Genomic DNA, 18,117 nt, shown 5'->3' on the forward strand with positions numbered 1-18,117 from the left:
GACTTGAGTACTACCTTCTCGCTATTACTCAACCCAATTTCATCAAGGTGCAGAAACCATGACCTACTCGATTTTCAGTTAAATCATGCATGCTCTAGCGCTCTCTCGAATCTCATCCGATCATTCAGCAAAGCTCTTAACTGTCCCAGAATTTGAATCCGTCAATTTTGGTCAGGTGTCACTCAATCCAGAGCAAACTTCAATGCTCTCCTTCATGAATCGCCAAATGATTGAGCTATGTCGCTCCCTACCAGAGCCATTGCGCGGATCTGCTCTTCTCACAATTCAAAGACACTACACAGGGTTTCAACTCTCAAACTTGGTGAACTTCTTTACGAAATTCTATACTCCAAGTTGGTCGATCATCTATTGGATGCAGCAAAATCAGCCTACTCTGCAACAAGATGAGCTAAAAGCTGCCTTGAGCGCACAGGCAATGGCATATTTCCTACATATGCTGGACGATCACATTTCAGATGGGCAGCTTGCACCAAGTCATCTCCTCCTGCAACTGAGAACACAGGCATGGATGAAGTTTAATCAAGAGACCTTATCTCTTGCTCAATGTTTACCTGAAGGCGAAACGATTGTTAACTCTCTGTTAGCTCGATACTTTAGTGGGGTGCATTGCCCGACTCCAGTAGTTGGGTTGGATGCCTACTGCGAATTGTTCCGTAAGCAGTTGAGTACGACCTTAATTTCACCGATGTTGACTGCACATCGTACAGGAAGTGATGCGATCGCGGTTCAAACTGCTTACGAGGCATTTTGTATTGCATGGCGACTGTTAGATGATTTGCGCGACTGTAGCAGCGATGCCTTTGCAGGGGAACTCTCAGCTGTGTATCACCTACTGTCTCCAGAATACCAACTCGTCTGGTTGGGGTGCGGAGGGAAAAATCATCAGTCTCCTGAATGGAGAATTCTGCAACAGCATCTCGAAGAAACGAAACTGCTTTCTACTCTCGTTTCTTACATTCTTCTCTGGTTAAGGGAAGCCCAACAGGCAGCAGAATCAATTTCCCTCAAAACCTATGCTTCTGAGTTGCGGCAACTCGCTTGCCCCTTGGAAGAATTATCTACAATTTGACTTCAATAGGAAGTACTCTCATGAAAACGTACACCGATTTTATTCTAGATATCACGACTCAAACCGATTTGCTTCAAGAACTCAATCTTGTTCTACCTTTTCCCGAAGCTGAGCAGATGCAATCGTGGTTTGTCAGCAAAGGTTACCATCTGGAATCCTTTGATATTGAGATGCTTTATCAAAACCAGAATGCATTATTAGAGGCAAACGAACAGGTCAACTATTAATGCTGAAACAACTACAATCCGCTCCTACCGTCCAAACAATTTTTAACTTGAGAGGATGGAATCCGCGCCCTGTCTTTCGCGTTGAAGCAGGTTGGTTGCCTAAGATTTTCTGCCTTGCCATGCAACCTCACTGGCAACACATTCAATGTGGGGATGCCATTCAAGATCTCAAGGGGACAAGCTATTTGCTGTTTCCTGCACCTACCCCTGGTTGTTCTTACTCTGCTCATTTTGATGCAACGAGTCCTTATTTTCATGCCTTTTTTGGGGTCTATGTGATTCCATCTGTTGATGGACAGAGACTACCGCCAGAGATTTTTGCTGAACTCGGCAATCGAGATAACTTAGGTTGGCTTCGCCGCATGGGAGATCCATCTCCTGTTTCAATTCCGACCCAAATTGAAGAACTAGAACAGATTGAAACAGATAGATGGTCATTTCAAGTCACTTACAAAATGCATAGTGGCTTGGGGGATCACATGCCTCAGTCGGGTATTCCAGAGTTATTCATTGCTCCGAGCGATGCTTGGGATTCGCATCTCGATAGTTATCAAGAACTTCATCTCACGTCTTATGGTTTTATTTGGTATGAAGGCAACTATCTTGTCATGAATTTCTTTAATGGCATTGAGTTTCAAGACAAGGCAGGGCGATTCGTGAATACAATGCAAGACTATCCAGAGTTGCGATCGCAGATGGAGCGCATGGCATCTGCAATCAAAATCATCAATGATGGAACTGACTTTTCATCGCCTCCAGTCGGGAACTTCGCTGGAATCTAAAAGAACCTTGGAGTAGGCGGGATGCTACAGCAGCAGTCGTTTGACTATGTCGTGATCGGTGCGGGTTCCGCTGGATGTGTAATTGCGAATCGTCTCAGTGCTGATTCTGACGCTACTGTTTTGGTCTTAGAAGCAGGAGGTTCAGCCAATCATTCTAATATTGATCAACCGTCGGAATTATTTAGTCTTTGGGGATCTCAACACGATTGGTCTTACTTCACTGAGGAACAGCCTGGACTCTGTAACCGCCGCATCTTCATGTCACGAGGCAAAGTTTTAGGGGGATGCAGTAGTATTAACGCGATGATCTACGTTCGAGGCAGCCGTCATGATTTTGATGGCTGGAAGAACTTAGGGAATGAGGGATGGAGCTACGATGAAGTACTTCCCATCTTCAAGAAGTCAGAGAATTTTGCTGGAGATGTCTCTGATTTTCATGGAATTGGTGGGGAGATGAGTGTTCGGTACTGTCCTGAACCCACTGCCGTTTCAAGAGCTTTTGTGCAAGCAGGCAGAGAACTTGGCTATGGCGTAGATTGGGATTTTAATGGGGAGCAGCAAGAAAATGGAGCGGGCATTTATCAAGTGAATGTAACTCCAGATGGGCGAAGATGTAACGCCGCGATCGCATTTCTCAATCCGGTTCTCCACCGCTCGAATCTAACGATTCAGACACAAGTCCAAGTCACTCGTATTTTGCTAAAAGGCAATCGTGCCATTGGTGTGGAATATATTCAAGCAGGTGATATTCAGCGAGTTTACTGCAATCAAGAAGTCATTCTTTGTGCAGGAGCGATCGACTCACCCAAACTTTTAATGCTTTCTGGAATTGGTTCTACCGCTCAGCTTAAAGCGCACGACATTTCAGTTCAAGTCAATTTGCCAGGAGTCGGACAGAACTTACACGATCATCTGATGATGGTTTTGATATATCGAGCTAAACAAAATCTTGAGCTTCCTACTTTTCTAGGAGAAGCTGGATTATTTGTCAATACAGATGATCAGCATGAAGCACCAGATTTACAATTTCACTTCACAGGAAATATGCGTGGATTGATTCCTCAAGAATTATCGATCGAAGATTCTGTGTTTTTTTGTGCACCAACGTTAGTCAAACCTGAAAGTCGAGGTCAGATCAATTTGCGCTCTGCCAATCCGTTGGATTCAGCAAGGATTGATCCAAATTATTTGAGTTGCGATCGTGATTTGAAAGTCTTACGACAAGGGATTCAGCTTGCTCGTGAACTGGCTCATACTTCAAGCTTAGTGGAGTTCAATGGCGGCGAGTTTACAGCAGATATCGATGACTTGAACAGTCTAATTCGCACTCAGGCAACGACGATTTGGCATCCTGTTGGAACCTGCAAAATGGGACAAGATGAAATGGCAGTAGTGGACTCAAAGCTCCGAGTCCATGGGGTTGAAGGACTGAGAGTTGCGGATGCCTCGATTATGCCTGTGATTGTGAGTGGGAATACTAACGCAAGCTGCATCATGATTGGTGAGAAAGCAGCTCAAATGATTCTGGATAAGTAAATTATGTCTGACATTCTAGATTCACTTCGGCAAGGCATACAGGGCGAAGTTACAGATATTGTGCCTGCACAGTATCAAACTGATTTCGGAGGGTTGCGACGCAAGCAACCTGGCATTTTAGTAACAGCGCATCAGGAGAAAGATATTCTTCATGCGTTAGAAGTGGCTCAGACGACTGGAACTTCGCTAACAGTTCGAGGGGCTGGTCATTCATGTAATGGGCAGAGTCTCAATTCTAGAGGCATTCTTCTTGAAAACTTTAGTCGATCGGCTGAAGTTGAGTTCTTAGAAGATGGCTTGGTTGAAGTTTCGGGGCGAAGCTGTTGGCGTGCGGTTGAGGAATGTTTGAACCAGGCAGGCAGACAATCAGCCGTTCTGACTGATTATCTGGATTTGTCAGTGGGTGGAACGCTTTCAGTAGGTGGAATGGGGCTGAATTCGATCGCGCATGGTTTCCAAGTCGATCAAGTTCGTCGCCTGCGTTTGATTCAACCGAATGGACAAGTTCTTTGGTGTTCTCCGCACGAGAATGAAACGCTGTTCCGCTTTGCTTTGGCAGGATTAGGACAAGTTGGCATTATTGACAAAGTCGTAATGCAGACTCAGCCCTTCTCAAAATTTACACATACTGTTAAGCGACAGCATGATAGCGTTTCTGAAATGCTGGAGTTTTTACCAGAGCTAGCTGCCCCGAACAGTGGAATTCAGCATTTCAATGGCTATATCTCTTTGAATGAGATTGCTTCTGAGTATGGTTATATGAGCCAGCAAGAGCAATTTAGTGACTCTTGTATTGCCCCTGCTTTGTATCAAGATTCAGATCAAGTCAAGAGTGAGCAAGATTTTCCCTTTCAGCTACAAGCGCGCAGAGATGTCTGGCTTTCCGCATTCCCAGATCATTTTCAGATTTGGACAGATTATATCTTTGACTATGCTAACGTAGTTCGCTTCATGGAATTTCTGGAACCTTTGATGAGAGAACAGCCTCTATCTGAAGCACTCAAAGCAATTTACATTCTCATGATTCGTCGCCCAGCAGACCATACGAATTTTGCTTTTCTTCCAGCACCGAAAGGAACATTACTCTTTAGCGTGGGGCTTTACACAATGGTGAGCCGCTGGAACCCGATGCTGCTGACCAAGACGCTTCCAGTTTTACAAATGGCACTACAACAATGTTGTGCTCTAGGAGGTCGTCCTTATCTTTATGGCTGCAATGAGATGGACGAACGGCAAAAGCAAGCGTTTTATGGTGCAGACTATCTCACCTTGCATGAGTTACGTCGTCAACATGGGTTGTCGAATTTGAATCGAGAAAGTTTCTGACGAGATTGACGATCGCTCAAAGCTGAATTGACGAAAAAATTCCCGAAATCGCCTGGACAAATTTGTAATATATCTGTAGTATGTAAATAAATCATACTACAGATACTACATCGCAATGATTTACGGCTTTTCCCATTTATGTGACTGCACATCTGCCCCAGTTCCGGGTGTAGAAAGTGCGTGCATGTCGGAAAACTGGCTGAAAAATCATGGTGCAAAAAGCGGGCGAAATCGGGAGATTCTATCTCCAGCGTAAGGGCATTTACTCACCACCCTTTCCCCGCTTCTGGCACATCAGGAGCGGGGTTCTTTTTTAGGAGTGAAACCGTCATGCAGGCAACTGAACCACATATATTACAAGCGTCGATCGTGGTTTTTTCTAAAAACTATTTACCGATCGCGCGCATCAACATCAAACGTGCAATTGTTCTGATTATTTCTGGACAAGCTGAAGCACTCGATTTTGAAGATGCTCAGCAATGGGAAGTTCGTTCTCCCAATGTTGTACTACATGTTTCTGAGCACATCCGTTTAACGGGATCGAATCCAGAACGGCATTGGAAAGTGCCTGCGGTCAGTCGCCGAGAAGTTCTCCGCCGAGACTGCCACACCTGCCAGTATTGCGGAACTCAGAAGCAGTTGACGATCGACCACGTGATTCCCCGTTCCAGAGGTGGAACTCATACCTGGGATAACGTTGTGACGGCTTGTGCAGGCTGTAATTCTAAAAAAGGCGATCGCTTTTTATCTGAACTCGGAATGAAGCTTAAAACCAAGCCGAAAGCCCCGATTCATCCCGCAATTGCCTTTGCTGAACAGTTCTGGAAGGCATCTGAAAAAAAGTTGTAGTACGCTCTTGACAACTCTGTAATACAGAATGTAGTATTAATGTAGTACAAGAGAAGACAAACCGGAGGCGACGAAATGATTCTGTTTCTAAGACATCCGCGATCGGACTCCTGGAACTTTAGCTGGGATCGACGCAGAGATCAATCAGCATCGGATCGGCGAAAACAAGCCGAAGCCGTTTCAAAAGTGCAAAGTGAAGGCTTTTTGCAACGGCGAACACTACTTTAGACTGCACTAACTTCTGAACCATGAAAACTGAATAGTTCACCCATATGATCCATAGCAGGTAAGCCTAGCAATCTTACCTGCTTCTTAAGAGGATGTAGTTCAGCCGAGTCAAGCACTGAACTATCAAGCCAGAAATCGCAAGGTTCAAATCTTGTGCCAAATCTCGTTATCCTCGCCTGTCCGGGTAGCCAAGTGGGAAGGCGGCAAACTGCAAATCTGCTCAACAGGGGTTCGATTCCCCTCCCGGACTCCAAATTCTAAAGTTTTGCAGTGTCCTGACGGTCAGGATCTTGATTCATATCCAAGACATTCGGGGTTCAACTCCCCGCACTGCGACCAAATACGTTGGGATGGTGTAACGGTAACATTTCGGTCTCCAAAACCGACGATCTGAGTTCGAGTCTCAGTCCCTTCGCCAAATCAAATTTCATGGTGCTGTAGGCAAATTGGTAAAGCCACAACTCTTTCAAAGTTGCGTTTGCGGGTTCAACTCCCGTCAGCACTGCCAAATCTGGGTCGATATCCAAGTCTGATCAAGGAAGCCGTCTGTAAAACGGTTGCGCAAGCATCGTTGGTTCAAATCCAACTCGACCCACCAAATGGAGAGGTCGCCATTGGCAAGGCAAGTCGTTTGCTAAACGATCGAGGTTTAATCCCCTCTGTGGGTTCGACTCCCACTCTCTCCGCCAAACAAACTTTTCAGGGAATGTAGCTGAGTTGGTTTTAGCATCAGGTTGAAGCTCTGAGGACGCGGGTTCGATCCCTGCCATTCCCATCCTGAAATCTTCAGGAACATTGCCCCATAGCTCAACTGGCAGAGCATCCGACTGTTAATCGGAGGGATGTAGGTTCAAATCCTACTAGGGCAGCCAATCAATGCCGAGTGGACGACTTGGAAAGTTGCTATGACTCTGAATCATGGAGATGTTGGTTCAAATCCAACCTCGGCATCCAAACTATTCAAATCATTCAGATCATTCAAATCGATAGTGGGAAGTACGCAAATTAGGTAAAGCGATCTGTCTTTGAAACAGATGGTTGAAGGTTCGATTCCTTCCTTCCCAGTCGGGAGGCATGAAATGCTTTTGGGTCAGCACTTCTATCCTCCTGTCTTTTGCTCCTGTAGCCCAACTGGTAGAGGCACCTATCTCAAAAATAGTTCACGTATGAGTTCAAATCTCATCAGGAGTACCAAACACGATCGGGGTATGGCGCAATTTGGTAGCGCGGCGACTTTGGGAGTCGAAGGTTGTGGGTTCAAATCCTACTATCCCGACCAATTCACCCTTGTAGCAGAACGGAATATGCACTGGTCTTAGAAACCAGAATTTGTGGGTTCGACTCCCACCAGGGGTACTGTACTCCCGTGGCGAAACGGTAAACGCCTCCGTTTGAGGGACGGAGTTTATGCAGGTTCAAGTCCTGTCGGGAGTACCAAATGCACCGAAGGCGGGGATTGGTCTACGCGCACGCCTGATGAGCGTGTTACTAGCAGGTTCGAGTCCTGCTCGGTGTACCAGGGCGTTTGGCAGAGCGGTGATGCATCTGGCTTTTAATCAGACTCAGACAGGTTCGATTCCTGTAGCGCCCACTAGACCATCTGCCCCTGTGATGCAATTGGGAAGACATCGCTTACTTAAAATAAGCGTCTTGCTGGTTCGAGTCCAGTCGGGGGTATAGCGGGGGTAGAGCAGGAGTGGCTCGGCAGTCTCATACGCTGCGATCACTGGGTGCAACTCCCAGCCCCGCGTCCAACTCTTTCAACAAGAGTAATCCATTATCTAGCTCCCAATGATGATTTGGACAAAGAGCAATCAAATTTGAAAAAGCATTAATTTCGGAGATAAGAGCATGATCTGAAAATTGACTAACAGGCTTTCTATGGCAGATTTCTATATGCAAGCTATACCCGCAAATAGCACATTGTTTTCGACCACCACTAGCAAGATAGATTCTTGAGGCATGATTTCTAATGCTAGTTCTAGCTGATTGCCAGTTCTTTCTTCTACTAAACAATTCTGCTTTTGTTAAAGATAGAACATTGATTCTCTTAGCCTGGTACTCTTTAGTATTCTTGGCAATAACTGTTGTGCCATGTTCGGATAGAGAACGTTTCAAACATGAATCGCAGTACTTTCTCTTGTAGTACCCACCTCTTGCTGCTCGCTTAAGCTGAATAGGTGCAGAACATCGTTGACAGGGAAGAATACCCCCTGTTGGTGAAATTGTAATTTTTCTGGGAAACATCCTACCGTTGTACGACGCAGAGCAAGAGCGATCGCAAAACTTCTTCTTTTTGAAGTCAGAAAGACGCTCATTTTCGCGCCTATGAAAGAGTTGCCCGCAGTGTAGGCATGTTTTTGGAGGAGGATTAATAGCCATGAAAATACTATAAGCGTTCTTAAATGCGTTAGAAAAACTGTCTAGAAAGTTTTACACAGTATTTCAAGTTCTTGCTGATGTAGCTCAATTTGGCAGAGCAGCTACCTTGTAAGTAGCTAGTTGCAGGTTCGATTCCTGTCATCAGCCCCATTTGTGGATATAGTGTAACGGTAGCATGAGAGTCTTCCAAACTCTGGGTGCGAGTTCGAGTCTCGCTGCTTAAGGGGTGACAACACGACTGAACGGTAGAAAGGATGCCGGATAGCAGCATTGAGAGACAGAAAAAATGAGGTGATTCCACTTGTTTCACCTCATCAATCTAAAAGATGTTGCCCTCATTCTATCAAACCTGTTTACAATCGCAATTAACGGAAGCGCAATTTGTGACGCTAGAAATCTTGGTCGAACTGTTGCAAAAAGAGCGAAGAATTACGATTGAACGGATAGCGACCCTGTTTCCGCAACCGATTCTATTTGAGAGCAGACGGCGGAATATTCAGCGATTCTTGAGTCTGCCGCAACTGACTCCACAAGCGATCTGGTTTCCGATTGTCAAGCAGTGGATCAAACGACATTACTCAGGTAGAACTCCGCTTCACCTGGTGATTGACCGGACGCAATGGCAAAACCATAACTTGATCATGGTGAGTCTTGTATACCAGAAGCGGGCAATCCCATTGCACTGGATGTGGCTGAACAAGCAAGGACAGAGTTCGCTGGCTGAACAACGAAAAGTGTTATGTCCGGTATTTCATCTGTTGAAAAAGTATCGCTTCATTTTGCTCGGAGACCGTGAGTTTCACAGTATCGAGCTTGCTGCTTGGTGTGTGGAAAAACAAGTCAAATTCGTGTTCCGTTTACCGAAAAGTACGACCATCAAACCGAATGACAGCGATGCGTTTACTCGCCTCGACGATTTGCCACAAACGCCCGGAATCACTGAGCAATATCTGCACATTCAAGTCACGCAAAATCGCGGGTTCGGCAAGCATAATTTAGTCTTGCGCCAAAAACGCGCCTACCGTCAATCGAATTCTGATGCTTGGTATCTGCTGACCAATCTCGTCGGTGCCGAACAAACTCTGAAAGCTTACTCTAATCGCTTCTCCATTGAGCCGCTGTTCAAAGACTACAAATCCGGTGGCTATCATCTCGAAGATTGCCATGCCGATTCACGCCGATTCAATGCACTACTGGTTCTGATTGCCATTGCTTATTCGCTCTCAACGCTTCAGGGACGACGCATTCGCCAAAAGCAAGTGCAATGCTACGTCGGTCGAGTCAAGGAGCCGAAGCGAACCCGAAACCGACATAGCAATTTCTGGATTGGCTTGTATGGCAGGTTGTGGATTGAACCCTTGCAATTGTGGTCAACTCTGGCGACCAAGTTGATGGCACTCAAGCCGCAAAAACGTCCCTTTTTTCAGCGAGGTCTCAATGCCATTTCCTTGATCCAGTCTGCTCTCTAGCTTCGTTGTCACCCCTTGAGGTCTCGCTGTCCATACCAATTTTTTACTATCTGAGAACTATCTGAGAGTGTCGTCTAATGGAAGGGCATCGGTCTTCTAAACCGATCTGTGTAGGTTCGAGTCCTACCACTCTCGCCAAAACATAGGAGTGTAGCTCAATTGGAAGAGTACCAGGTTTCGACCCTGGATGTTGTAGGTTCGAGTCCTATCACTCCTGCCTTGGGTTCGTAGCTCTAACTGGGAGAGCGATCGTCTTGCACACGATAGGTTGCGGGTTCAAATCCCGCCGAATCCACTGTGACTGAATCCGAAGTGATCGAGGAGCTAGTCTGTGAAACTAGTGTTAGCGAGTTTGAGTCTCGTCAGTCACCCCAAATGGAGAGTATCGCTAAATGGTCGGCAATCGGTCTTGAAAACCGAGACTGGGTAAAACCTGGGGGTTCGATTCCTCTACTCTCCGTCTATTGTTTCTAAGTCTACTGGTTCTGAGTCTATTGTCTCTGATATGCCAAGTAGACTGCTTCCAAAAACAAATCTGCTGTCATTTCAAATGGAAGCTCTTTCATCTCTAGTAAATCTCTGACCTGTCTTGCTAACTTCAGGCTGAGATCATTTTTAGCTCGATTGTCTAACATCGATCGACGTTGCAAATACTCCCGAATGACGGCAAAATCATCAGGTAACAACACGGCGACATTTTGAGTTGCGACTAGTTGATTTGCCAGCGAGTCTGCTTCTGGAGACAGCTTAAAATTCGCAGACGAGATCGGACGTTGTTCTTGAACAACCAAAGTTCCCGCGATCCAATCTCCCAAACGTTTTTCGCGTTTCGTCAGAATAATCAACAACATCCCGATAAAAGCAATATCATCGATCGGGCGAACCAATGCTCGTAAAATTGCCTGAGTTGCCCCCACTGGCTGCCCATCATCTCGAATGACTCGGATTTTGGTATAGCGTTTTCCTGGCGTTTGTCCCTGCCATAGGGTTTCAAACAGAACAAAATAGCCCGTGTAGATGGCAAACGAAAGCAGGATCGAAATGGCAGTCAACCACATCTCAATGTTTCTGGTATTTGGAAAATACTGCTGAATTTGGACAGACAGAATTAACCAAACCATTAATACACCGATCAGCAACGCACCCCAGATGAGGTAATCCACAATCAGCGCGATCGTACGATTGCCAATTCCTGCGAGCGTAAACTCTAATTCGACGCTCTCTGGAGTGCGGACTTTGATGTGGTTAAACAGACTCATGACCGTGATTCGATAAGGAGGACTATCTCAAGTCATTCCCACTTTAACCGCGATCGCGCAATTCCAAGCCAAAACCTTCTCGTCGCGCTCTCAAATCGTAGTACACCACCGCTTTAATGGTTTGCCACAGCGGAGTAATGAACGCACTGCCAATTAGGCTAATCGCAAAAAACAAGAGTGTTGCAGTCACAGCAATGGCAGGATCAGTATCTTCCCCTACAGGAACCGCTGCACCCACAAATTGAGAAGGAACGTTGACGATCAGCGTCAGGATGAATGTGACAAAGAAAATCCACTGAATCCGACCGACCGATCCTTTCGTCAGATTCCAACTGCGACCAATACAACTCGAAGCATCCAGATTATCCTCGATCGCTAACGCCGCATCATAAATAAAGACCCGAGACATAATCCGGATAAAAGTAAACAATCCAAATATGAATGCAACAACCATTAACAAGCCACCAACGATTCCTAACGGCGGATTCACTGCTGTTAATGCTGCTGTAATCACAATCAGGATGAAAAAGGCAATTAAAAAAGCCATGTATATCCCAATCACAATTAACCCCATCAGTAATCCCGCGCCTAGAAAATTCCAGACTTTTGGTTCAGTGTTTTGCTGAGCTTCAGTGAGAGTCTCTGGTTGATTAATTAATTCTTGATAAGCAAGGCGAGAGATGCGACCCGTGATTTCTGCACTTTTTGCCCATCCGTACACGGGAACAAAAATCCAAAGATAAGTCCGCAACACTAAAATCAAGTATCGTTTGAGATTGGAGCGGTACAGACGCACACCTGCACTGATCACATCTCCAACACTGAGGGGCTGAATGGGATTACTAGGGCTAAGATTAGACATAAATTTCGACGTGAATGAATCAAACCGTACGGTCTGAGGCTATCTTAGGCGAGGTTGTCCGAAACACCCGAAAATTTTACAAACTATGAATGTTAAGCGCTGGATTGCTCGACGTGAGCCGAATTGGAAACAATTAGACGAACTTCTCACCCGGATAGAAAAGCGAGGATTACGATCGCTCTCGACACAAGAAATTAAAAGTCTTGCCAGTTTATATCGCTCGGTATCTGCCGATCTAGCCAGAGCACGCACCAATCAAGCCCAGGTTGGCAATACGCTCGTCCAGGATTTACAACGGCTCACCTCTCGTGGATATAGTCAGATTTATCAGGGATCGCGCAAGCAAGATTGGAAAACTGCGATCGACTTTTACAAATGGGGCTTGCCTGCGGTGGTGCAGGAGACGTTCGGCTATACTGCGATCGCAACCGGAATATTTTGCTTAGGTGGATTAATCGCTTGGTGGTTTTCCTGGCGCGATCCGCAGTTTCTCGAAATGATTGTTCCAGACCATCTGATTCGCACTGTACGGGATGACGGGAGACTCTGGATGGGTTCGATTCTAGGAGTTGAACCAGAAGCAGCAAGCCAGATTATGACGAACAATCTAGGGGTGACTTTTCGAGCCGTTGCAGGGGGTATGACACTCGGACTATTTACGATCTTCTTGCTATTTATGAATGGCTTGCTGATTGGGGGTGTAGGCACTTTAGTGGGACAGAACAATCTCGCTTTTCCATTTTGGGCGTTTGTGTTTCCACATGGTTCGTTGGAACTTCCTGCCATCTTCTTTTCTGGCGGAGCAGGATTGTTAATTGCAAGAGGCATTCTGTTTCCAGGACAGTATCGACGGATTGATGCGATTAAAGTCTACAGTTTGAAGGCAGCACAACTCATGTTTGGAGTTATTCCCATGTTGATTGTTGCAGGCGTGATTGAAGGCTTTTTCTCACCGAGTCCAATCGTGCCTGATCCCCTGAAATATTTTGCAGGCATTGGCTTATTCATTGCATTGATTCGCTATTGCAGTCGCCAGCGAGAGCATGTTTAGCGATCGCGAGAAACTTGCTAGATCTTCTCTCGCAGGAGATATCAATTCATTCCTGAATTTCCTAGCTCACGGTTGCAACGCCTACTTCTTCTGGAGCTAAGTAAGGCGTTAGCACCTGTCCATCTTTGAACCAAATCACTCGCCGAGTACACCGAGCAACTTCTGGTTCGTGCGTTACCATCACAACTGTCATTCCACTCGCATTCAACTCGGTAAAAATATTCAGAATTTCCTGAGTCGTGGTCGAGTCTAATGCACCTGTCGGTTCATCTGCTAGCAATAGCACCGGACGATTGACGATCGCTCTAGCAATGGCAACCCGTTGCTGCTGTCCCCCCGAAAGCTGAGTCGGCTTATTTTGCATGCGCTGCTCTAAGCCGACTTTGATCAACGCTTCTGTTGCGCGATCGCGCCTCTCTTGAGCAGGTACATTCCCATAAACCATCGGCAACATCACATTCTCTAATGCAGTCAGTTGCGGAAGTAAATGAAACTGCTGAAACACAAAGCCCAACTTCTGATTACGAATATGAGCTAAAGCACGATCGTCTAACTGAGCAACATCTTCTCCGTCGAGATAGTACCGTCCAGCAGTCGGTCGATCAAGACAGCCGATAATGTTCATCATCGTCGATTTACCCGACCCAGAAGCCCCCATAATCGCGCAGTACTCACCCTGTTCGACGATCAGATCGACTCCTGCTAAAGCATGAACAGTTGTATCTCCGATTCCGTAGACCTTCGTAACTTCTTCTAAGCGAATAATAACTGAATTTGGCATGATTAAGCACTCCGGAGCGCAACGATGGGGTCGAGTTTGGCAGCTTGGCGAGCAGGAATCACACCAAATCCTAATCCGATCGAGCCTGAGACTCCAACGGCAAGAATAATGGCAGCAGGAGCAACGATCGCTTCAAGCGGCGTAAAGGCAGCTACCAGCACCACACCGCCCACACCAACGATCGTTCCAATTAATCCACCTGCTGCTGAAAGAATGACAGCTTCGATCATAAATTGCATCAGAATGTCATTCCCTGATGCTCCGATCGCTTTGCGTAAACCAATCTCTGAAGTTCTCTCCGTCACAGAAACCAGCATGATGTTCATAATGCCGATACCGCCAACCAGCAGAGAAACAGCCGCGATCGCCGCTAGCATTGCCGTCAATCCGCTCGTAATCGTACCAACGATTTGCAAAATATCTTTCTGAGTTTGCACTGTGAAATCATCATCTGTGACAATTTTGTGTCGTCGTCGGAGTAAGTTTGTAATCTGAAACTCAGCCGCCGGAATACTCGCTTCATCTTTCGCTGAAATCGAAATAAACGACAGATCTAATCCGTAGGGCGATCGACCCGTCAAAGTACTCGACATGGTCGTTAAAGGAATATAAGCCGCGTCGTCTTGGTTACTGCCAAGAAAAGAGCCTTTCGCTTGCAGAACACCGACAATCTTGAAACTGACGTTGCGAATTCGGATCTCTTCTCCGATCGGATTTTTATCTCCGAAAAACCGATTTGCCAAATCTGCGCCCAACGTGACGACTCGCTGATTTCGCTTCAAGTCAATCTCGGAAATAAATCGCCCTTTTTCAACATCAAAGCTCCGCACCGTCAAGAATTCAGGAGTCGCACCCACAATCAGCGACGTAGAATTTCGACTGCCATACACCACTGGAAACGAAGCATTTTTCTGGGCAGAAACGCCTGCTGCGCTCGGAACTTGTTCAGCGATCGCTTTTGCATCGTCCCAGACTAAGGTTCTCGGGATATTATTCGTCCGTTGCCGTGCCTGATTTCCGCCCGGTGACACAAACAATACATTCGGTCCCAACGATTCAAATTGCTCAGAAGCAAGCCTTTGCGCGCCTTGTCCAATTCCAATCATGGCAATAACCGACGCATTGCCAATGATCATTCCCAACATTGTCAAACTACTGCGAAGCTTGTTGGCAGTCAGCGTCTTCGCTGCCATTTTTAAGCTCTCACCAAAATCCATTGCTCTACCCTACTGATTGGAATTCTCGATTTTCTGTCCTGCAGGTGGCTGTACGTAAATGCGATCGCCTGCCTTAATTCCCTCTAAAATTTGAGTCTCGTTATCAAAACTCAGTCCAGTCGTCACGGTTTGGAAACGCGGTTTATTGTTCTCACCGGGAACCCAAACGCCTGTTTTACCTTTCTGAGTTGAAAGCGCAGCCGTCGGAACAACCAGCGTTTCAGGAATCGAATCGCCTAAGAAACTGACATCGGTATTCATCTTCGATCGCAGTTTGTCGCGTCCTGTGAGAATATCAATCCGCACTGAGAAAGATGTCACATCCCGCTCTGTCACAGCTTCAGGAGCAATTAAACGAACTCGACCTTTAAAGGTTTCTTGCGGATAAGCATCGACTCGAATATCGACTTCTTGACCGCGTTTAATTTGAGCGATATCCACTTCTGGCACTTTCGCCCGTACTTCTAATCCGCTGGCTAAAGCGAAGATCGAAGTCGATGCAGAACCGTCAGCCCCAGCAGTGGCTTGAGTCGTCGGCGTGACAAACGCTCCAACGGTGGCATATCGCTGAGTAATGACTCCTGAAAAAGGAGCGCGGATGAATGTATCTTCAAGACGGTTTTGGACTTGCTGAAGCTGAGCGATCGCGGATGCTAACTGTGCCTCAGACTGCCGAATCTCCTCCGGTCGCGCCCCATTCTGACGCTGTTCTAATTGTTGGTTCGCTTGACTCAACTGAGCTTCTGCTTGGCTCAACTGAGCACGAGCTTGACTCAGCGTTTGACTCGCATTCTGTTCCCGTCGCACAAATTCATCCAGTGAATTCGCCGAAATTGCCCCCTGGCTTGCCAGATCTCGCTGTCGGCGCGTTTGAGTTCGAGCAAAATCTAGCGCAGAGTTCGCATCCGCAACTAATCCTCGCACTCGCTGCACTTCGCCTTCTGCTCTCGCAACTTCTGATTCTCCTTGGCGCAGTTCTTCAACCCGCGTTCCCGCTCTCAATTGATCTAACTTCGCCTCAGCCTCCGCAACTCGCGCTTGAGCCTGATTGCGTTCTGCTTCAATATCTTGGCTTTCCATTCGCGCCACAACCTGTCCTTGCGTCACCTGATCGCCTTGATCGACTAGCAACTGAACGATCTTCCCGGCAGTTTTCGGACTTAAATTAACCGTGCGAACTGGGATAATCTCGCCACTCGCTGAAATTCTCGCAGTCACGGTCTTCGATTCGACAGAAATTGTAGCGGTTTCCTGACGAGGGCTAGACTGCCGTGAAGCCAGAAATACACCACTTGGAATCGCGATCGCGCCTGCTGCAAGCAATGCCAATACCCAACGAGATGGCTGACTTTTGCCAACCTTGCCAAAAAACGGAACTTGCATGTTCAAACTCACCAAACTCGGTGAAACACTAAATACATAAGGAGCGCTAATCCACATCTGCTTCACAATGACTTCATTTCGCATCCGAAAGATTCCTGAGGCGACGGATGTGAAGCGATATGTATTACTCGTTTACAAATTTTAACGTAATTGTCAAGGTTTCGTGTAGCGCCATAAGTATTGATTCTAGGCTCTCTACTGCTGGGTAGATTTCTATATCGAAATTTCCGAACAGAGACACACAGGCAGAAATCTCTGTTGATCTCAATCAAATCACGGGAAATCTTAAGATTGTTGCCTTCCAAAGCGATTTGGACGGCATTAGAAATCAGTATCATAGGCATAGTATTCTTGCTGACACGATGCCGAAGATGCTAAGAAAGAGGTCTATGAAGTGCCGTATTTTCCAGTATGGCATTCTCGTAGTCACTCTGGAGAATCCGAAACAACCGCAAGTTTAGCCGATGAGAAATATTTTTTTTGTAAATCGGTCTAAAAGCGTTCGGATTCTTGAAAGCCAGCCTGCATTCAGTACAATAAGCGACTGATTGCTTTTTGCCCTCAGCCTGTGACGATGACAGCCTATGAGTCCCTTGCCCAACCGACCGCTCCAGCCTCCTAAATCCTATGCCGCCGAGACTGCGGCTGAAGGCTCTGACATGCCACAATCCCCAGATGCATCTGATCCAAAGCCGCCGACCGCCCAGCGCCCGCTGGTGCGACCTGTCGCGCGCCCTCAACCTGCTCCTGCGGCTCCGACCTCACCTCCGCCTGCTGTGGAGAAGCCTCCTGAGCCAGAGATCGAATTGTTTGATCCTGCAAGTTTGCGCCAGCAGCCGATTCCGGCTCCGAGCGAACCGATGCAGTATCGTGCGATCGGGCTTTTGAGAGGTCGCTATACTCCGTCTGAAGAACAGTTCACGCGGGGCGAGATGAAGACCGCAGATGGAACCACGATCGAAGCCGTGCTGCTCGGTCGGGTGATGAGTTTAGTGAAAAACCATTTAGACCTCGAACAAGAGCATCTCTGGGTCGTGTATCCACGCACTCGTGAGAAGCACGAAGATCTGCATGTTCAGATCGTCGGAGTTTGGGAGCCTGAAAATCTCAGTAAGTCTGAAGAAGAGTCAGAAGCCGAGGAAACCCCAAATTATCTGCCTTCTTCTGAGGTAGAAGATAATTACTTTTCGATTCGAGGCGAAGTGATTTTTCACACGCCTGAAGAGAAGTCGATGGTGATTAAGATTCAGCAAGCTCCACGCAAGAAAGACGATCGTGCAAAAGCCTTCAAGCTGAAATTGCGCGGTGAGTTGACCGGAAAATCGGTTGGATATTTCTGGGAAATTAACGCGAAGCGCGAAGGTGCAGATCTGGTCGTCATGACTGCTAAGTCGATCGGCATGATTCCGCCTCGGAAGAAGTCGAAAGAGGAGATCGAACGCGGTCGCTTCTCTCGCCCAGGCGGGCGTTTTGGCGGCGGCGGTGGTGGCGGCGGCAGAAGACCGTTCGGCGATCGTAGACCGAGTGGCGGCGATCGTAGACCGTCAGGAGCTGCGCCTCAACCACAGGCGGCTCCGCGTCGGACGGAACCTCTTCCCAAGCCCGTGAAACGTCGAACCGACGAAGGCACGGACAACGTAACAAGCGAAGCATAGGCAAAACGGGGCGATTCTGA

General features: G+C 47.0%; 15 protein-coding genes, 20 tRNA genes and 1 pseudogene. 29 read left to right on the top strand and 7 right to left on the bottom strand.

Annotation, left to right across the window (positions count from 1 at the left end; genetic code table 11):
* Positions 1 to 85: 85 nt before the first annotated feature.
* From ACMUEV_RS14340 to ACMUEV_RS14440, 21 genes are all read left to right on the top strand, one after another.
* Positions 86 to 1,090, top strand: a complete 1,005-nt coding sequence (locus tag ACMUEV_RS14340; RefSeq protein WP_190653133.1) for a hypothetical protein — start codon at positions 86 to 88, stop codon at positions 1,088 to 1,090.
* A 20-nt stretch (positions 1,091 to 1,110) separates the two neighbouring features.
* Complete coding sequence (locus ACMUEV_RS14345) at positions 1,111 to 1,317, top strand: hypothetical protein (protein ID WP_017288433.1); 207 nt, start codon at positions 1,111 to 1,113, stop codon at positions 1,315 to 1,317.
* Complete coding sequence (locus tag ACMUEV_RS14350) at positions 1,317 to 2,099, top strand: hypothetical protein (RefSeq protein ID WP_190653134.1); 783 nt, start codon at positions 1,317 to 1,319, stop codon at positions 2,097 to 2,099. Before ACMUEV_RS14345 ends, ACMUEV_RS14350 begins: the two co-directional genes overlap by 1 nt.
* 21 nt (positions 2,100 to 2,120) lie before the next feature.
* Positions 2,121 to 3,635 carry a GMC family oxidoreductase gene (locus tag ACMUEV_RS14355; RefSeq protein WP_190653135.1) on the top strand — a complete coding sequence of 505 codons (1,515 nt, stop codon included), beginning with the start codon at positions 2,121 to 2,123 and terminating at the stop codon, positions 3,633 to 3,635.
* A gap of 3 nt (positions 3,636 to 3,638) precedes the next feature.
* Entirely contained in the window at positions 3,639 to 4,961 is a 1,323-nt protein-coding gene (locus tag ACMUEV_RS14360) for an FAD-binding protein (protein WP_190653136.1), read from the top strand.
* Positions 4,962 to 5,291: 330 nt separating this feature from the next.
* Entirely contained in the window at positions 5,292 to 5,810 is a 519-nt protein-coding gene (locus ACMUEV_RS14365; RefSeq protein WP_190653137.1) for an HNH endonuclease, read from the top strand.
* A gap of 406 nt (positions 5,811 to 6,216) precedes the next feature.
* Positions 6,217 to 6,291, top strand: a tRNA-Cys gene (locus tag ACMUEV_RS14370).
* A gap of 178 nt (positions 6,292 to 6,469) precedes the next feature.
* Positions 6,470 to 6,546: transfer RNA gene (locus tag ACMUEV_RS14375), tRNA-Glu, on the top strand.
* A gap of 5 nt (positions 6,547 to 6,551) precedes the next feature.
* Positions 6,552 to 6,636 (top strand) — tRNA-Tyr (locus ACMUEV_RS14380).
* Between the two features lie 3 nt (positions 6,637 to 6,639).
* A tRNA-Ser gene (locus ACMUEV_RS14385) sits at positions 6,640 to 6,727 on the top strand.
* Between the two features lie 13 nt (positions 6,728 to 6,740).
* Positions 6,741 to 6,813, top strand: a tRNA-Phe gene (locus ACMUEV_RS14390).
* Positions 6,814 to 6,834: 21 nt separating this feature from the next.
* Positions 6,835 to 6,910: transfer RNA gene (locus ACMUEV_RS14395), tRNA-Asn, on the top strand.
* 5 nt (positions 6,911 to 6,915) lie between these two features.
* Positions 6,916 to 6,992 (top strand) — tRNA-Gln (locus tag ACMUEV_RS14400).
* A gap of 36 nt (positions 6,993 to 7,028) precedes the next feature.
* A tRNA-Gln gene (locus ACMUEV_RS14405) sits at positions 7,029 to 7,103 on the top strand.
* 51 nt (positions 7,104 to 7,154) lie between these two features.
* A tRNA-Leu gene (locus ACMUEV_RS14410) sits at positions 7,155 to 7,232 on the top strand.
* Positions 7,233 to 7,240: 8 nt separating this feature from the next.
* Positions 7,241 to 7,317, top strand: a tRNA-Pro gene (locus ACMUEV_RS14415).
* 4 nt (positions 7,318 to 7,321) lie between these two features.
* A tRNA-Leu gene (locus ACMUEV_RS14420) sits at positions 7,322 to 7,394 on the top strand.
* 4 nt (positions 7,395 to 7,398) lie between these two features.
* A tRNA-Leu gene (locus tag ACMUEV_RS14425) sits at positions 7,399 to 7,475 on the top strand.
* 3 nt (positions 7,476 to 7,478) lie between these two features.
* Positions 7,479 to 7,557 (top strand) — tRNA-Ile (locus tag ACMUEV_RS14430).
* A tRNA-Lys gene (locus ACMUEV_RS14435) sits at positions 7,558 to 7,629 on the top strand. It abuts the tRNA gene before it with no gap.
* A gap of 11 nt (positions 7,630 to 7,640) precedes the next feature.
* A tRNA-Leu gene (locus ACMUEV_RS14440) sits at positions 7,641 to 7,715 on the top strand.
* A gap of 33 nt (positions 7,716 to 7,748) precedes the next feature.
* Here the strand turns inward: ACMUEV_RS14440 and ACMUEV_RS14445 are convergent.
* Both ACMUEV_RS14445 and ACMUEV_RS14450 read right to left on the bottom strand, forming a co-directional pair.
* Positions 7,749 to 8,156: an HNH endonuclease gene (locus ACMUEV_RS14445; protein WP_225885739.1), complete on the bottom strand. Its 408-nt coding sequence runs from the start codon at positions 8,154 to 8,156 to the stop codon at positions 7,749 to 7,751.
* Positions 8,157 to 8,306: 150 nt separating this feature from the next.
* Positions 8,307 to 8,420 (bottom strand): annotated as a pseudogene (locus ACMUEV_RS14450) (hypothetical protein); the annotation flags it as partial.
* Between the two features lie 73 nt (positions 8,421 to 8,493).
* On the opposite strand from ACMUEV_RS14450, the gene ACMUEV_RS14455 reads away from it, so the two are divergent.
* The 6 genes from ACMUEV_RS14455 to ACMUEV_RS14480 all read left to right on the top strand — a co-directional run bounded on the left by ACMUEV_RS14455 (position 8,494) and on the right by ACMUEV_RS14480 (position 10,349).
* Positions 8,494 to 8,570, top strand: a tRNA-Thr gene (locus tag ACMUEV_RS14455).
* A gap of 176 nt (positions 8,571 to 8,746) precedes the next feature.
* On the top strand, positions 8,747 to 9,889 hold the full coding sequence (locus ACMUEV_RS14460) for an IS4 family transposase (protein WP_190653138.1): 1,143 nt from the start codon (positions 8,747 to 8,749) through the stop codon (positions 9,887 to 9,889).
* 63 nt (positions 9,890 to 9,952) lie between these two features.
* A tRNA-Arg gene (locus tag ACMUEV_RS14465) sits at positions 9,953 to 10,027 on the top strand.
* A gap of 6 nt (positions 10,028 to 10,033) precedes the next feature.
* Positions 10,034 to 10,106, top strand: a tRNA-Arg gene (locus ACMUEV_RS14470).
* A 4-nt stretch (positions 10,107 to 10,110) separates the two neighbouring features.
* Positions 10,111 to 10,184 (top strand) — tRNA-Ala (locus ACMUEV_RS14475).
* An 82-nt stretch (positions 10,185 to 10,266) separates the two neighbouring features.
* Positions 10,267 to 10,349: transfer RNA gene (locus ACMUEV_RS14480), tRNA-Ser, on the top strand.
* A gap of 31 nt (positions 10,350 to 10,380) precedes the next feature.
* On the opposite strand, the gene ACMUEV_RS14485 is transcribed toward ACMUEV_RS14480, so the two are convergent.
* Positions 10,381 to 11,148: an RDD family protein gene (locus tag ACMUEV_RS14485; protein ID WP_017288427.1), complete on the bottom strand. Its 768-nt coding sequence runs from the start codon at positions 11,146 to 11,148 to the stop codon at positions 10,381 to 10,383.
* 43 nt (positions 11,149 to 11,191) lie between these two features.
* Positions 11,192 to 12,010, bottom strand: coding sequence for a DUF975 domain-containing protein (locus ACMUEV_RS14490; RefSeq protein ID WP_190653139.1), 819 nt, complete (start codon positions 12,008 to 12,010; stop codon positions 11,192 to 11,194).
* A gap of 85 nt (positions 12,011 to 12,095) precedes the next feature.
* On the opposite strand from ACMUEV_RS14490, the gene ACMUEV_RS14495 reads away from it, so the two are divergent.
* Positions 12,096 to 13,061 carry a stage II sporulation protein M gene (locus ACMUEV_RS14495; RefSeq protein ID WP_190653140.1) on the top strand — a complete coding sequence of 322 codons (966 nt, stop codon included), beginning with the start codon at positions 12,096 to 12,098 and terminating at the stop codon, positions 13,059 to 13,061.
* Positions 13,062 to 13,122: 61 nt separating this feature from the next.
* Here ACMUEV_RS14495 and ACMUEV_RS14500 read toward each other — a convergent pair whose 3' ends face one another.
* The 3 genes from ACMUEV_RS14500 to ACMUEV_RS14510 are packed head-to-tail and all read right to left on the bottom strand — an operon-like array spanning position 13,123 to position 16,526.
* Positions 13,123 to 13,842 (bottom strand): ABC transporter ATP-binding protein, encoded by a 720-nt coding sequence (locus tag ACMUEV_RS14500; protein ID WP_017288424.1) that lies wholly within the window; start codon positions 13,840 to 13,842, stop codon positions 13,123 to 13,125.
* A gap of 2 nt (positions 13,843 to 13,844) precedes the next feature.
* Complete coding sequence (locus tag ACMUEV_RS14505) at positions 13,845 to 15,059, bottom strand: ABC transporter permease (RefSeq protein ID WP_190653141.1); 1,215 nt, start codon at positions 15,057 to 15,059, stop codon at positions 13,845 to 13,847.
* Between the two features lie 9 nt (positions 15,060 to 15,068).
* Positions 15,069 to 16,526: an efflux RND transporter periplasmic adaptor subunit gene (locus tag ACMUEV_RS14510; protein ID WP_242044759.1), complete on the bottom strand. Its 1,458-nt coding sequence runs from the start codon at positions 16,524 to 16,526 to the stop codon at positions 15,069 to 15,071.
* Positions 16,527 to 17,026: 500 nt separating this feature from the next.
* On the opposite strand from ACMUEV_RS14510, the gene ACMUEV_RS14515 reads away from it, so the two are divergent.
* Positions 17,027 to 18,097 (top strand): hypothetical protein, encoded by a 1,071-nt coding sequence (locus tag ACMUEV_RS14515; protein WP_242044760.1) that lies wholly within the window; start codon positions 17,027 to 17,029, stop codon positions 18,095 to 18,097.
* Positions 18,098 to 18,117: the final 20 nt, after the last annotated feature.

Origin of the sequence: Leptolyngbya sp. FACHB-1624, from assembly GCF_047649235.1 — a bacterium.
GTDB lineage: Bacteria > Cyanobacteriota > Cyanobacteriia > Leptolyngbyales > Leptolyngbyaceae > Leptolyngbya > Leptolyngbya boryana.

What these genes read in the sequence shown, in the direction of transcription:
- ACMUEV_RS14360 (WP_190653136.1), top strand. Translation starts at nt 3,639, where the DNA reads ATGTCTGACATTCTAGATTCACTTCGGCAAGGCATACAGGGCGAAGTT.
- ACMUEV_RS14495 (WP_190653140.1), top strand. Translation starts at nt 12,096, where the DNA reads ATGAATGTTAAGCGCTGGATTGCTCGACGTGAGCCGAATTGGAAACAA.
- ACMUEV_RS14365 (WP_190653137.1), top strand. Translation starts at nt 5,292, where the DNA reads ATGCAGGCAACTGAACCACATATATTACAAGCGTCGATCGTGGTTTTT.
- ACMUEV_RS14510 (WP_242044759.1), bottom strand. Translation starts at nt 16,526, where the DNA reads ATGCGAAATGAAGTCATTGTGAAGCAGATGTGGATTAGCGCTCCTTAT.
- ACMUEV_RS14350 (WP_190653134.1), top strand. Translation starts at nt 1,317, where the DNA reads ATGCTGAAACAACTACAATCCGCTCCTACCGTCCAAACAATTTTTAAC.
- ACMUEV_RS14500 (WP_017288424.1), bottom strand. Translation starts at nt 13,842, where the DNA reads ATGCCAAATTCAGTTATTATTCGCTTAGAAGAAGTTACGAAGGTCTAC.
- ACMUEV_RS14515 (WP_242044760.1), top strand. Translation starts at nt 17,027, where the DNA reads ATGAGTCCCTTGCCCAACCGACCGCTCCAGCCTCCTAAATCCTATGCC.
- ACMUEV_RS14505 (WP_190653141.1), bottom strand. Translation starts at nt 15,059, where the DNA reads ATGGATTTTGGTGAGAGCTTAAAAATGGCAGCGAAGACGCTGACTGCC.
- ACMUEV_RS14485 (WP_017288427.1), bottom strand. Translation starts at nt 11,148, where the DNA reads ATGAGTCTGTTTAACCACATCAAAGTCCGCACTCCAGAGAGCGTCGAA.
- ACMUEV_RS14340 (WP_190653133.1), top strand. Translation starts at nt 86, where the DNA reads ATGCATGCTCTAGCGCTCTCTCGAATCTCATCCGATCATTCAGCAAAG.
- ACMUEV_RS14355 (WP_190653135.1), top strand. Translation starts at nt 2,121, where the DNA reads ATGCTACAGCAGCAGTCGTTTGACTATGTCGTGATCGGTGCGGGTTCC.
- ACMUEV_RS14345 (WP_017288433.1), top strand. Translation starts at nt 1,111, where the DNA reads ATGAAAACGTACACCGATTTTATTCTAGATATCACGACTCAAACCGAT.
- ACMUEV_RS14460 (WP_190653138.1), top strand. Translation starts at nt 8,747, where the DNA reads ATGTTGCCCTCATTCTATCAAACCTGTTTACAATCGCAATTAACGGAA.
- ACMUEV_RS14490 (WP_190653139.1), bottom strand. Translation starts at nt 12,010, where the DNA reads ATGTCTAATCTTAGCCCTAGTAATCCCATTCAGCCCCTCAGTGTTGGA.